The sequence below is a fragment of the Achromobacter ruhlandii genome, from assembly GCF_902859695.1.
GTDB classification, from domain to species: Bacteria; Pseudomonadota; Gammaproteobacteria; order Burkholderiales; family Burkholderiaceae_B; genus Achromobacter; species Achromobacter ruhlandii.
The window spans coordinates 345,517-359,492 of sequence record NZ_CADIJL010000003.1; the positions used below are offsets into that span (position 1 = coordinate 345,517).

Annotated in this window: 9 protein-coding genes and 1 pseudogene; 8 read left to right on the top strand and 2 right to left on the bottom strand. The window is 67.2% G+C overall.

Annotation, left to right across the window (positions count from 1 at the left end; translation table 11 throughout):
- From cydX to HV742_RS06015, 4 genes are read left to right on the top strand one after another with little or no spacing between them, the layout of a single operon-like run.
- Complete coding sequence (cydX, locus tag HV742_RS06000; protein WP_006389893.1) at positions 1–126, top strand: cytochrome bd-I oxidase subunit CydX; 126 nt, start codon at positions 1–3, stop codon at positions 124–126.
- Positions 123–1,874, top strand: a complete 1,752-nt coding sequence (cydD, locus tag HV742_RS06005; RefSeq protein ID WP_175144672.1) for a thiol reductant ABC exporter subunit CydD — start codon at positions 123–125, stop codon at positions 1,872–1,874. The genes cydX and cydD overlap by 4 nt, the downstream gene beginning before the upstream one ends.
- On the top strand, positions 1,871–3,568 hold the full coding sequence (cydC, locus tag HV742_RS06010) for a thiol reductant ABC exporter subunit CydC (RefSeq protein ID WP_059272783.1): 1,698 nt from the start codon (positions 1,871–1,873) through the stop codon (positions 3,566–3,568). Before cydD ends, cydC begins: the two co-directional genes overlap by 4 nt.
- 54 nt (positions 3,569–3,622) lie before the next feature.
- Complete coding sequence (locus HV742_RS06015) at positions 3,623–4,174, top strand: adenine phosphoribosyltransferase (protein ID WP_006391794.1); 552 nt, start codon at positions 3,623–3,625, stop codon at positions 4,172–4,174.
- An 18-nt stretch (positions 4,175–4,192) separates the two neighbouring features.
- On the opposite strand, the gene HV742_RS06020 is transcribed toward HV742_RS06015, so the two are convergent.
- On the bottom strand, positions 4,193–5,083 hold the full coding sequence (locus tag HV742_RS06020) for a LysR family transcriptional regulator (protein ID WP_049076849.1): 891 nt from the start codon (positions 5,081–5,083) through the stop codon (positions 4,193–4,195).
- Between the two features lie 383 nt (positions 5,084–5,466).
- Between HV742_RS06020 and HV742_RS06025 the strand changes: the two genes are divergently transcribed.
- Complete coding sequence (locus HV742_RS06025) at positions 5,467–5,850, top strand: DUF4148 domain-containing protein (protein ID WP_049076847.1); 384 nt, start codon at positions 5,467–5,469, stop codon at positions 5,848–5,850.
- Between the two features lie 432 nt (positions 5,851–6,282).
- On the top strand, positions 6,283–7,407 hold the full coding sequence (locus HV742_RS06030; RefSeq protein ID WP_175144673.1) for a porin: 1,125 nt from the start codon (positions 6,283–6,285) through the stop codon (positions 7,405–7,407).
- Between the two features lie 171 nt (positions 7,408–7,578).
- Here HV742_RS06030 and ilvA read toward each other — a convergent pair.
- A pseudogene (gene ilvA, locus HV742_RS06035) lies at positions 7,579–9,150 on the bottom strand (threonine ammonia-lyase, biosynthetic); the annotation flags it as partial.
- Between the two features lie 108 nt (positions 9,151–9,258).
- On the opposite strand from ilvA, the gene HV742_RS06040 reads away from it, so the two are divergent.
- The gene (locus HV742_RS06040; RefSeq protein ID WP_049076839.1) at positions 9,259–9,783 is read left to right on the top strand and encodes a YqaA family protein; all 525 of its coding nucleotides are present in this window, start codon (positions 9,259–9,261) and stop codon (positions 9,781–9,783) included.
- Between the two features lie 133 nt (positions 9,784–9,916).
- On the top strand, positions 9,917–13,876 hold the full coding sequence (locus HV742_RS06045; protein ID WP_063581670.1) for a DUF3683 domain-containing protein: 3,960 nt from the start codon (positions 9,917–9,919) through the stop codon (positions 13,874–13,876).
- The last annotated feature ends 100 nt before the right edge of the window (positions 13,877–13,976 follow it).

Sequence of the window (13,976 nt, forward strand, 5' to 3'; positions counted from 1 at the left end):
ATGTGGTATTTCTCATGGGTACTCGGCCTGGGACTGGCGTGTGCGTTCGCCATCCTCAATGCAATGTGGTTCGAGCTGCGCGAAGGTCACTCGCATGACCCGCGTGCCAGCCGTGACGACGAGTGAGCGGCCGCGCCAGCAGCCTGGAGCATGACCCCTCCGCCAGCCTGCGCAAGCCGCCGCGCGAGCAATCGCGCTGGCTGAGGGGGCTGGCCGGGGCGGCCCGGCTGCCGCTGATGCTGGCGGGCGCGGCGCCGCTGGCGTCGGGCGCGTTGCTGGTGGTCCAGGCCTGGCTGCTGGCCAGCGTGCTGGACGCCGCCATCGTGCGGCAGGCGCCGCGCCTGGAGCTGCTTGGCCAGATCCTGGCCATCGCCGCGCTGATGCTGGCGCGCGCCTGCATCACCTGGGCGGGCGAGCGCGCCGGGGCCGATGCCGCCGAACGCATCAAGTGCCACGTGCGCCAGGCGCTGTTCGCGCGCCTGCTGCGCCAGGGCCCGGACTGGAGCCGCAAGCAGGCGTCGGGCGAGATCGCCAGCGCCCTGGTGGATCAGGTCGAGGCGCTAGACGGCTTCTTTTCCAAGTATCTGCCGACCATGGCCGCGGCGGCTTTGCTGCCCGTGGCCTTTTCCGTGCTGCTGTTGCCGGTGGATGTGATCGCGGGGCTGGTGCTGCTGATCACGGCGCCCCTGATTCCGTTGTTCATGGCCCTGGTCGGCTGGGGCGCGCAGGGCGCCAGCCGCCGCCATCTGCGGGCCTTCGCACGCCTGTCGGGTTTCTTCGCCGACCGGCTGCGCGGCCTGTCCACCTTGAAACTCTATGGACGCGCCGAGGCCGAGGCGGCGTCGGTCGCCGCCGCCAGCGACGCGCTGCGCCAGCGTACCCTTTCCGTGCTGCGCATCGCGTTCCTGTCGTCGGCCGTGCTGGAATTCTTCGCCGCGCTGGGGGTGGCTGGCGTAGCCGTCTATATCGGCCTGAGCTATCTGGGATTCCTCGACCTGCGCTGGTCGCCCTTCACGCTGCAGGCCGGCCTGTTCTGCCTGCTGATGGCGCCCGAGGTCTACGCGCCGTTGCGCCAGTTCGCGGCGCACTACCATGACCGCGCCACGGCACTGGCCGCGGTATCGCAGATCGCCACCCTGTTCGACGGCTTGCCGCAAGTGCGGAGCGAGGCCGCGGCCCGTGCGCCCGAGGCGGCGCCGCTGTCAGGCACAGGCGGCGCGCGCCTGGCGGTGGCGGGCCTGACGATGGCCGCGCCCGGCCGACCGCAACCGGTGCTGTCCGAGGCGGCGCTGGCGCTGGCGCCGGGTGAGCGGGTGGCCCTGATGGGTCCCAGCGGAATCGGCAAGTCCACCTTGATCGAAGCCCTTGCGCGCCTGCGTCCGAGCCAGGGCGACATCCGCCTGGACGGCGTGCCGCTGGCGCAATGGGACGAGGCCGCGCTGCGCGCGCGGGTGGCGCTGATCGGGCAGAAGCCGCAATTGCTGGCCGGGTCCATCGCCGACAACATCCGGTTGGGCCGGCCGGACGCTTCCGACGACGCGGTCAGAGAGGCCGCGCGTCGCGCCTGCGTGCTGGAGTTTGCGCAAAACCTGCCGCAAGGGTTGGATACGCCCCTGGGCAGCCGAGGCCATGGCCTGTCCGGCGGCCAGGCGCAACGCGTCGCGCTGGCGCGGCTGTTCCTGCGCGATCCGGGCCTGATCCTGCTGGATGAGCCGACCGCCCATCTGGACGAAGCGACGCAAGCGCGCGTGTTGGACGAGATCCTGGCGTTCGCCGATGGCCGCACACTGCTGCTGGCGACGCATTCGCCCTTGGTCGCGGCGCGTTTCGCCCGGGTACTGCGTGTGGCTGATGCCAAGGTGAAAGACGCATGAAGAATCTGTTGTTGTTGCTGCCCCTGTACGCGCGCCGCAAGGGCGGGCTGCTGCTCGCCCTGTTCTGTGCGCTGGCGACCGTGGCGGCCGGCGTGGGCCTGCTGGGCGTGTCCGGCTGGTTCCTGACCGGCGCGGCGTTGGCGGGGGCCGGCGGCGCTTTCAACCTGTTCGCGCCGTCCGCGCTGGTGCGCGGCCTGTCGTTCCTGCGGATCGTGTCGCGCTATGCCGACCGCGTGGTCGGCCATGCCGCGACGTTGCGATTGCTGGCGGATCTGCGCGCAGTGGTCTTCACGGCGCTGATCCGGCTGACGCCGCGCCAACTGGCACGCTATCGCAGCGGCGATCTCGTGGCGCGCATGACGGGTGACGTCGACGCGCTGGACACGGTCTTTCTATTTGTGTTGGCGCCCCTTGCCACCGCCATCCTGGCCGGCGCCGTATTGACGGCGGTGCTGGGGTACTGGGTGCCGGCGGCGGCACTGGTGTTCGCGCTGGCCTTGCTAGTGGTGTGCGCGCTGGTGCCATGGTGGTTGCTGCGCGCGGCGCGCAGGCCCGGCGCGGCTGCGCAGGAAAGCGCGGCCGGCCTGCGGGCGGCCGCGTTGGACGCGGTCGACGGCCACGCCGATATGGTGGCGTTGCACGCGCAGGCCCAGACCCTCGCGCATTTCGAGCGCCTGTGCGAGGCCAGCGCCAGGGCGCGCGGCAGCCAGGCGCGCGTGGCTGCCCGCGGGCAATGGTTTCTGCAGGCAGCCGCCGGCGTGTCGGTATTGGCCGTGCTGTGGTTCGGCCTCGCGCAATACGAGGCGGGCGCGCTGGAGGGGCCGTTGCTGGTGGGCCTGTTGCTGGCCGTGATCGGCATCTTCGAGGTGGCTGGTCCGATCATGCGCGGCGCCTCGCGCATGGGCTCGGCGCTGTCCGCCGCCGCGCGCATCCGTGATGTGGCGCAGCGCGAGCCGGACATGCGTGATCCCGCCACACCCAGTCCCTTGCCGCAGCGCGGCGCGCTGGAGCTGGTCGGTGTGGACTTCGCCTATCCGGCGCGCGCCGGGGAGTCGCCGGCGCCATTGCTGCGCCAGCTGGATCTGCGCGTGGAAGCGGGGGAGCGCGTGGCCATCCTGGGGCCGAGCGGCGTGGGCAAGTCGACGCTGCTGCACCTGCTGCTGCGCCTGGAGGATCCGCTGGCCGGCCAGGTACGCTATGCCGGCGTCGACGCCCGCGCCTGTGCGCAGGCGGACTGGCACCGACGCATCGCGCTGCTGTCGCAGGACGCGCCGGTCTTCCTGGGCACCTTGCGCACCAACCTGCTTATCGGCGATCCGCGGGCCGATGACGCGGCGCTGTGGCGCGCGCTGGATGCCGCCCGCCTGGGCGAGTTCGTGCGAGGCCTGCCCGACGGCCTGGACACCTGGGCCGGCGAAACCGGTTCGCTGCTCTCGGCCGGGCAGGCGCGGCGCCTGTGCCTGGCGCGGGCGCTGTTGTCACCGGCGGCGGTCATCGTGCTGGACGAACCGACGGCCGGACTGGACGCGGCGGCCGAGGCGGCGTTCCTTGCGGACTTGGGCCACGCCGCGCAGGGCCGTGCCGTGGTGCTGGCGACGCATGCGGCCCTGCCGCCCGGCGCGGTCGATCGCTGTTGCATGCTGCGCGGCGGACAATTGCATGACGTGTCATCGCCGGAGGCAATCCTGGCTTAAGCGCGGATGCGCGGTTATAGTTCGCCTTGCTTCAATTCTTCAGGGCCGTCTTCCATGCAGACCGACAACGCCGAGTACATCCGGCGCACCATCCGCAGCGTTCCAGACTGGCCCCAACCCGGTGTCATTTTTCGTGACATCACGCCCGTGCTGCAGGATCCGCGCGCGTTCCGGGTGCTGATTGACCTTTTCGTCTATCGCTACATGCGCCAGCGCCTGGATCTGGTCGCGGGCGTGGACGCGCGCGGCTTCATCATTGGCAGCGTGCTCGCCTATGAACTGAACCTGGGCTTCGTGCCGGTGCGCAAGAAGGGCAAGCTGCCCTACCGAACCGTGGCCGAGGAATATTCGCTGGAATACGGCAACGCCGCGGTCGAGATGCACACCGATTCTGTGCGCACCGGCCAGCGCGTCCTGTTGGTCGATGACCTCATCGCCACTGGCGGCACCATGCTGGCGGCCATCAAGCTGTTGCAGCGCCTGGGCGCCAACGTGGTCGAGGCCGCCGCCATCATCGACCTGCCCGAACTGGGTGGCTCGGCCAAGATCGCGGCCACCGGCACGCCGCTGTACACGGTCTGTCAATACGACAGCGCCTCCGTCTGAACGGCTGGCGCGCGGGAATCAGGCGTCGGACAGCCGCGGCTGGATGAAGTCCAGGAACGCCTTGGTCTTGGCCGGCAGCATGCGCGAGGGCAGCAGGGCGAACAAGGGCAGGGGCGTCAGGCTCCAGTCGGGCAGCACGCGCACCAGTCCGGCCTGCTGGATCGCCCGTTCCATCGCATCGAACACCAGCAGGGGCGTGATGCCCAGGCCCTGTCCTGCCAGGCGTCCGAGCATGCCGACGTTGTTGGCTGACAGCCGGCCCGATACCTGCACCCGCTCCACCTTGTCACCCGAATGCAGCATCCAGAAGGACGATTCGTCGCGCATCGTCGGACGCAGGCATTCGTGATGACTCAGGTCGGCCGGCACGCGCGGCTCGCCGTGGCGCGCCAGGTAGTCGGGCGAGGCGTATAGCTGATGCGCCATCAGCACGATCTTGCGCGAGATCAGGCTGGAATCGGGCTGCTGCCCGAAGCGCAGGATCAGGTCGAACGGATTGCTGATGGGGTCGATCGGCCGCATGCTGAGATCGAAGTCGCATTCGATATCGGGATGCTGTTCGCGGAATTCGCGGATGACGGCGGGCAGGAACAACTGCGCCAGACTGGTTGGCAACGAGATGCGCAGGCGGCCCTTGGGCTGCACCGCCATGTCGAGCAACTGGTCATGGGCGATACGGGCTTCTTCGACGATGTGGCGGCAGCGCTCGAAGTAGATGGCGCCGGCTTCGGTCAGGTCGATCTTGCGGGTGCTGCGGTTCAGCAGGCGCATGCCCACGCTGCGCTCCAGTTCGCTGACCCGGCGTGAGAGCGTGGATGTCGGGATATTCAGCGCTTCCGCGGCGTGGCTGAAATTCTTGCGCTTGGCGACCTCGACGAAGAGCGCGATGTCGTTAAGCTGGATATCCATGGGGCCCTCAAATTCAAAATTCCATTTCTGGCAGGTTCATATGATAAGTGGAATTATTGTCCCGACAGTGGAAATGTCTATTTAGCGAGGACAAGGCAATCCCGTGCCACGTGGTGAACGCATGTTCCACGGCCTGGCTGGCGCGCAGCTGAATGCCGAGGTGCGCCGGCGGCAGCGGAGTGGCCCGGTGGATTGCGCAATTGATGCGCAGCTTTGACGGATACGCTTTGCAATTGTCCCGTCCATGCAAATATGTTCACCAAAATAAGGGTTTTTACTAGGAGCTGATCGCCAGATACTTCACCCCAAGCAATCGAATTGTCACATTGCCGCTGCCGCCCTGGCAGCGGACGGTGTGCCAGGTTTAGGATGGAGTCATCACAATGAAAGCCCTAGCTACCGCACTCATGGTTACCGCAACGCTGGCGGGCATGTCCGCCGCCCATGCCGATGGCAAGACCCGCGAACAGGTCCAGCAGGAATACCAGGCCGCCAAGGCTGCCGGCCAGGTCACGTTCGGCGAACAGGACTATCCGCCCGCCATCGCGCAGCAAGGCACCATGACGCGCGAGCAGGTGCGGCAGGAGCTGCAAAGCGCCAAGGTGGCAGGCCAGGTCACCAGCGGCGAACTGGACTACCCGCCGCGCGCCGCGGCGCCGCAAACGGTCGGCAAGACTCGCGAGCAGGTGCGTGAAGAACTCGCCCAGGCCAAAGCCCGCGGCGAATACACCTTCGGCGAACTGGACTATCCGCCCAAGGGCCGTTGATCGCTGGAGCACGGTCCCCACGAAACCCCTTGCTCGCCAAGGGGTTTTTCGTCTCGGGACGCAGGCGGCAGGACGCGCGCGCTGTGGCGTATATGCCGCAAAACTGTGCGGCCAGTTCAACATGTGATGTCGCTCGACAGCCGAAAACGGTGGCGCCCCGGAAGTCGTGACGCGCCAATTGCGAGCAAGGATTCACATTTGATATCAAGGCGTTAAGGCGCCTTCGCGGGCATCTCGGCAGCGCGGGTGGCAGGCATTATCCCACCCATGGAAAGTTGTTCTTCGAAATCCGGATTACTTCAAATTGTTCCTGAGCCGAAACTAGATTCAGTGCAGACGCCGCTCGCTTTTTTTCGCAGCGGCACGCAGACCACGGCGGGTTTCGCCGCGCGGATGCGTCCATGCCTTTATCTCGCCATTTTGGGGACTTTTATGAAGAAGACGCTATTGGCCGTCGCGTTGCTGACCGGCTTCGCCGGTGCCGCGCAAGCCGCCGACTCCGTGACGCTGTACGGCCTGATCGATGCCGGTGTCGGTTACGAACAAGTGAAATTCAACGGTCATTCGCAAAGCCGCATCGCCGGCGTGCAGGGCGTGAGCAGCGGTTCGCGCTTCGGCCTGCGCGGCTCGGAAGACCTGGGCGACGGCCTGCGCGCCGTGTTCAACCTGGAAGGCGGCTTTGGCCCGATGAACGGCCAATCGCTGCAGAACGGCCGCCTCTGGGGCCGCCAGGCCACCGTCGGCCTGGACAGCGATTCGTGGGGCCGCCTCGAGTTCGGCCGCCAGACCAACCTGGCTTCGAAGTACTTCGGCTCGATCGACCCGTTCTCGATCAGCTACAACACCGCCAACCTGGGCACCACGTTCAGCAGCGCCAACACCATGCGCCTGGACAACATGGTGCTGTACCAGACCCCCAGCATGGACGGTTTCAAGGTGGGCGTGGGCTACTCGTTCAGCGCCGATGACACCGTCGAAGACGGCGTCAAGGAAAAGCACCAGACCGGCTTCGCCACGGGCAACAACAACCGTGTCCTGACCGTGGGCGCCCAATACCTGAACGGTCCGCTGAACCTGGCCGCGGCCTACGACCGCTTCAATCCGTCCAATGACAGCATCGGCGGCAAGTCCAGCTCGCGCGTCCAGGAATACATCATCGGCGGCACCTACGACTTCGAAGTGGTGAAGCTGGCGGCGGCGTTCAGCCAGACCCGCGACGGCTGGTTCATCGGCCAGAACATGGGCACGACGCCGGACGGCATGCAGAAGCTGGGCTCGTTCAAGCTGGCTGACGGCTTCCGCGCCAACTCCTACATGATCGGCGCCACCGTGCCCCTGGGCCGCCACGCCATCTTCGGTTCCTGGCAGCGCGCCACGCCGAACAACAACAAGCTGACCGGCGACGACGCGACGTTCAACGTCTACAGCCTGGGCTACACGTACGACTTCACCAAGCGCACCAACCTGTACGCGTACGCCTCCTACGGCGACAACTACGCGTTCCAGCACGATGCGCGCGACACCGCGTTCGCGGTGGGTCTGCGTCACCGTTTCTAAGCGAGGGTATCGGCCCGACCGCACCTTGCTGAATGCGCGGCACATCTCCGTGAGCCGCCGAGTGACAGCGAACCCCCCCCTTCAGGTTGCGGCCGGGCGAGTCCTGAGCAGAGAAGGGAAGGGCCTCCATGTGGAGGCCCTCTCGTTTTTGGGCGCCTGCTTTTTCGAGGCTTACAGGAACAGCTTGTAGGCCGGGTTGTCGGTCTCGTTCCAGTGGGGGTAGCCGAGGTCGGCCACGAAGTTGCGGAACTGCTTTTTATCGGCCGGCGGCACCTGGATGCCGATCAGGATGCGGCCGTAGTCGGCGCCCTGGTTGCGATAGTGGAACAGGCTGATGTTCCATTCCGGGTTCATGGCGTTCAGGAAACGCATCAGCGCGCCCGGGCGTTCCGGGAACTCGAAGCGGTAGAGCAGCTCGTCGCGCGCCTGCGCGGACCGGCCGCCGACCATGTGGCGCAAGTGGGTCTTGGCCATTTCGTCGTGAGTCAGGTCGAGCGTGTCGAAGCCGTGGCGGCGGAAGTGATTGGCGATCTTCGCGGGTTCGGCCGGCGAGGACACCTGCAGGCCGACGAACACGTGGGCGCGGTCCGAATCGGAAATGCGGTAGTTGAACTCGGTCACGCTGCGTTCGCCGACCAGTTCGCAGAAGCGGCGGAAGCTGCCGCGCTGTTCCGGCATGGTGACGGCGAAGACCGCCTCGCGCATTTCGCCGACCTCGGCGCGTTCGGCCACGAAGCGCAGGCGGTCGAAGTTCATGTTGGCGCCGCAGGCGATGGCGACCAGCGTCTTGTCCTTGAGCTTGTGTTCGGCGGCGTATTGCTTGGCGCCGGCCACGGCCATGGCGCCGGCGGGCTCCAGCACGCTGCGCGTGTCCTGGAACACGTCCTTGATGGCGGCGCAGATGGAATCGGTGTCCACCACCACGAAATCGTCGACGTACTTGCGCGTGAGCTTGAAGGTCTCTGCGCCCACCAGCTTGACGGCCGTGCCGTCGGAGAACAACCCGACGTCGTTCAACTGCACGCGGCGGCCGGCACGCACGCTGCGCAGCATGGCGTCGGAATCTTCGGTCTGCACGCCGATGATCTTGATCTCGGGGCGCAGCTGCTTGATGTAGGCGGCCACGCCGGCGATCAGGCCGCCGCCGCCGATGGCCACGAAGATGGCGTCGATCGGGCCGGGGTGCTGGCGCAGGATCTCCATGCCGACCGTGCCCTGGCCGGCGATCACGTCGGGATCGTCGAACGGGTGCACGAAGGTCAATTTCTCTTTCTTTTCCAGCGTTTGCGCGTGGGCATAGGCGTCGGAGAAGCTTTCGCCGGCCAGCACCACTTCGCCGCCCAGGCGGCGCACCGCGTCGATCTTGACCTGCGGGCTGGTGGTGGGCATGACGATGACCGCGCGGCAGCCGAGCCGGGAGGCGGCCAGCGCCACGCCCTGGGCGTGGTTGCCGGCCGAGGCCGCGATCACGCCGCGGTTGCGCGCCGCCGGCGTCAGGTTGGCCATCTTGTTGTACGCCCCGCGCAGCTTGAAGCTGAATACGGCCTGCGTGTCCTCGCGCTTGAGCAGGATCGTGTTCGCCATGCGCTGCGACAACAGCGGCGCGGATTCGAGCGGCGATTCGACCGCGACGTCGTAGACCTTGGAGGTCAGGATGCGTTTCAGATAATCGGTGGACATGGACTGCGCGTGGGTAGGGGCGAAAAAAGGTCGGCGCGCGGAGACGGCCGCGCACGCCGGGGCGTGAGCGCGATTATTGCAGGGAAAGCCGCGATGCCCGACGGTTTTCCGGCGCTTTCGCCATGGACCGGACAGGCGCGGGGGCCGTGCGCGGCTACACTCGTCGCCATCATGGAAGAAAGCCTGCTCTCCGCCATCCACTGGCTGCTGAACCTGTTGGCCCTGCCGTCGGTGGGCCTGTCCGCCATCTTCGCCGTGTCGCTGATCTCGGCCACGTTGCTGCCGCTTGGCTCGGAGCCGGCGGTGTTCGGCTATATCAAGCTGTCGCCCGACATGTTCTGGCCCGCCATCCTGGTGGCGACCGCCGGCAACACCATCGGCGGCGCCATCAGTTACGCCATGGGCCTGGGCGCGGAAAAGGCCGTCGAGCGCTGGAAGGAGCGTCACCCCCATGCGCCGGCCCAATCCCGCATGCGCGGGCGCTGGCACGAGCGCGCCCATGACTGGATACACCGCATGGGGCCGCCGGCGCTGCTGCTGTCCTGGCTGCCGGCCGTGGGCGATCCGCTGTGCGCCGTGGCCGGCTGGCTGCGGCTGCCGTTCTGGCCCTGCGTGGCCTATATGGCCATCGGCAAGTTCCTGCGCTACCTGGCCATGACGGCGAGCCTGCTGTGGCTGTTCCCCGGGCAGGTCTAGGTGCTGACGCCCCGCTTAATTGGGGACGCATAAACATGCCATTGTCCCGTTTCTGGACGCTTCCCAGGGGGTATTCGGGGGCGGTTCCGGCCAATGGCATAAAATAATTTTTTAAGGGCCCCCTCTTGCCGCCATGAACGCCCCACTCGCCAGCCACATCTTGAACGGGGCGACGCCGCCCACAGCACCCGCGCGACTGCGCGAAATTCCCTACAACTACACGTCGTTCTCCGATCGCGAGATCGTCGGCCGGCTGCTGGGCGATGACGCCTGGAGCCTGTTGACCGACCTGCGCGGCGAACGCCGCACCGGGCGCTCCGCCCGCATGCTGTACGAGGTGCTGGGCGACATCTGGGTGGTGCGCCGCAATCCGTACCTGCAGGACGACCTGCTGGACAACCCCAAGCGTCGCAAGCAGCTGATCGACGCACTGCACCATCGGCTGGGCGAGATCGACCGCCGCCGCGAACCCGGCGCGCCGGCCGAGGCCGGCCACGATCCGCATCGCGACGAAAAGGTGCTGGGCCTGCTGGGCCGGGCGCGTTCGGCCATCGCCGCCTTCGAGGGCGAGTTCGACCAGACCGCCATGCTGCGCAAGCAGGCGCAGAAGGTGCTGGGCCGCATCACCGCGCGCGACAACATCAAGTTCGACGGCCTGTCGCGCGTGTCGCACGTGACCGACGCCACCGACTGGCGCGTGGAATACCCGTTCGTGGTGCTGACGCCGGACTCGGAAGACGAGATCGCCGCGCTGGTCACCGCCTGTATCGAGCTGGGCCTGACCATCGTGCCGCGTGGCGGCGGCACCGGCTATACCGGCGGCGCGATTCCGCTGACCTGGAAGTCGGCCGTCATCAATACCGAGAAATTCGACAAGCTGGGCAAGGTCGAGTCCTGTATCCTGCCCGGGCTCACCGAGCCCGTGGCCGTCATCCATGCCGGCGCCGGCGTGGTGACCAAGCGGGTGTCGGAAGCGGCCGAGGCGGCCGGCTTCGTGTTCGCCGTGGACCCGACCTCGGCCGAGGCCTCGTGCGTGGGCGGCAACATCGCCATGAACGCCGGCGGCAAGAAGGCCGTGCTGTGGGGCACCGCGCTCGACAACCTGGCCTGGTGGCGCATGGTCGATCCGGACGGCAACTGGCTCGAAGTGACGCGCCTGGACCACAACATGGGCAAGATCCATGACGTGGAGGTGGCCCGCTTCGAACTCAAGTGGTTCGACGGCCGTGGCAAGCCGGGCGAGCGCCTGCTCAAGACCGAGACCCTGGAAATCGCCGGCCGCGTGTTCCGCAAGGAAGGCCTGGGCAAGGACGTCACCGACAAATTCCTGGCCGGCCTGCCGGGCATCCAGAAGGAAGGCTGCGACGGCCTGATCACGTCGGCGCGCTGGGTCCTGCACCGCATGCCCAAGCATACGCGCACGGTCTGCATGGAATTCTTCGGCCAGGCGCGCGACGCGATTCCGTCGATCGTCGAGGTCAAGGGCTACCTGGACGGCGAGGGCCGCGCCCGCGGCGCCATCCTGGCCGGCCTGGAGCATCTGGACGAGCGCTATCTGCGCGCGGTCGGCTACGCCACCAAGAGCAAGCGCGGTTCGCTGCCCAAGATGGTGCTGATCGGCGATATCGTCGGCGACGACGAGGACGCCGTGGCCGCGGCCGCCAGCGAAGTGGTGCGCCTGGCCAACACCCGCCACGGCGAAGGCTTCGTGGCGGTGAGCGCCGAGGCCCGCAAGAAGTTCTGGCTCGACCGTTCGCGCACCGCCGCGATCGCGCGCCACACCAACGCCTTCAAGATCAACGAAGACGTGGTGATCCCGCTGCCGCGCATGGGCGAGTACACCGACCATATCGAGCGCATCAACATCGAGCTGTCGACGCGCAACAAGCTGCGCCTGCTGGACGCGCTGGACGACTATCTCTGTACGCCGCTGCCGGTCGGCAAGGCGGAAGACGCCGCCGACGACGAGACCCGCGCCGAGGTGCTGGCCGAGCGCACGCGCCAGGCCATCGAGCTGCTGGCCGCCGCGCGCCAGCGTTGGCAGTGGCTGCTGGACAATCTGGACCTGCCGTTGGCCGACGCCATGCCGCAGCTGGACGGCCTGGGCATGTCGCATCTGCACGCCACGCTGACCGAGCGCCTGGCGGCGCAGCCGCAGGCGCGCGTGTTCGATGTGGTGCAGGACCGCACCATTCGCGTGTCGTGGAAGACCGAGGTGCTGGCCGGCCTGCAGGCCGCGTTCTCGGGCGCGGCGCGCAAGCCGATCCTGGACGAACTGGTGGCGATCCACGGCCGCGTGCTCAAGAGCCGCGTGTTCGTGGCGTTGCACATGCACGCTGGCGACGGTAACGTCCACACCAATATCCCGGTCAACTCGGACGACTACGGCATGCTGCAGGAGGCCCACCAGGCCGTCGAGCGCATCATGCAGATCGCGCGCGACCTGGACGGCGTGATCTCGGGCGAGCATGGCATCGGCCTGACCAAGTATGAGTTCCTGACGGAAGCCGAGCTGGCGCCGTTCCAGGACTACAAGCGCCGCGTCGACCCCAATGGCCACTTCAACGCCGGCAAGCTGATGCCGGGCGCCGACCTGCGCCACGCCTGGACGCCCAGCTTCAACCTGATGGGCCACGAGTCGCTGATCATGCAGCAGAGCGACATCGGCGCCATCTCGGATTCGATCAAGGACTGCCTGCGCTGCGGCAAGTGCAAGCCGGTGTGCGCCACCCACGTGCCGCGCGCCAACCTGCTGTATTCGCCGCGCAACAAGATCCTGGCGACCTCGCTGCTGGTCGAGGCCTTCCTGTACGAAGAGCAGACCCGCCGCGGCGTCAGCCTGAAGCACTGGGAAGAATTCGAGGACGTGGCCGACCACTGCACCGTCTGCCACAAGTGCTACAACCCCTGTCCGGTCGACATCGACTTCGGCGACGTGTCGATGAACATGCGCGCCGTGCTGCGGCGCATGGGCCGCAAGTCGTTCAATCCGGGCACGGCCAGCGCCATGTTCTTCCTGAACGCCAAGGATCCGGCCACCATCAATGCCACCCGCAAGGCGATGGTGGGCGTGGGCTACAAGGTGCAGCGCGCCGCGCACGATCTGCTGTCGGGCCTGGTGAAGAAGCAGACCTCGGCGCCGCCGGCGACCGTGGGCAAGCCGCCGCTGCGCGAGCAGGTGGTGCACTTCGTTAACAAGAAGATGCCGGGCGGGCTGCCCAAGCAGGCCGCGCGCAAGCTGCTCGATATCGAGGACGCGAACTACGTGCCGATCATCCGCGATCCCAAGGCCACCACGGCCGACACGGAAGCGGTGTTCTACTTCCCGGGCTGCGGGTCGGAGCGCCTGTTCTCGCAGGTCGGCCTGGCCACGCAGGCGATGCTGTGGCATGCCGGCGTGCAGACCGTCCTGCCGCCGGGCTACCTGTGCTGCGGTTATCCGCAGCGCGGCAACGGCATGACCGACAAGGCCGAGCAGATCATCACCGACAACCGGGTGCTGTTCCACCGCGTTGCCAACACGCTGAACTACCTGGACATCAAGACCGTGGTGGTCAGCTGCGGCACCTGCTACGACCAACTGGCCGGCTACGAGTTCGAGAAGATCTTCCCGGGCTGCCGCCTGATCGACATCCACGAATACCTGCTGGAAAAGGGCATCAAGCTGGAAGGCGCCAAGGGCGTGCGCTACATGTATCACGATCCCTGCCACACGCCGATGAAGCTGCAGGATCCGATGAAGACCGTGCGTTCTCTGGTGGGCGACGGCGCGGTCAAGAGCGACCGCTGCTGTGGCGAGTCGGGCACGCTCGCCGTCAGCCGGCCGGACATCTCGACCCAGGTGCGCTTTCGCAAACAGGAAGAGCTGCTCAAGGGCGATGCCGCGCTGCGCAGCGATGGCTTCACGGGTGACGTCAAGGTGCTGACCTCGTGCCCGTCGTGCCTGCAGGGGCTGTCGCGCTACCAGGGCGACACCGGCATGGATGCCGACTACATCGTGGTCGAGATGGCGCGCCACATTCTCGGCGAAGGCTGGATGGAAGACTACGTGCGCCGCGCCAACGCGGGCGGCATCGAGCGCGTGCTGGTGTAAGCGCCGCCGTTGTGGCGTCAGGACGCAACGCCCGGCGGTGACGCCGGGCGTTTTGCTTTGGGTGGACTGCTGTGGCCTCCCGTAGCAATGGAAAGCTTGT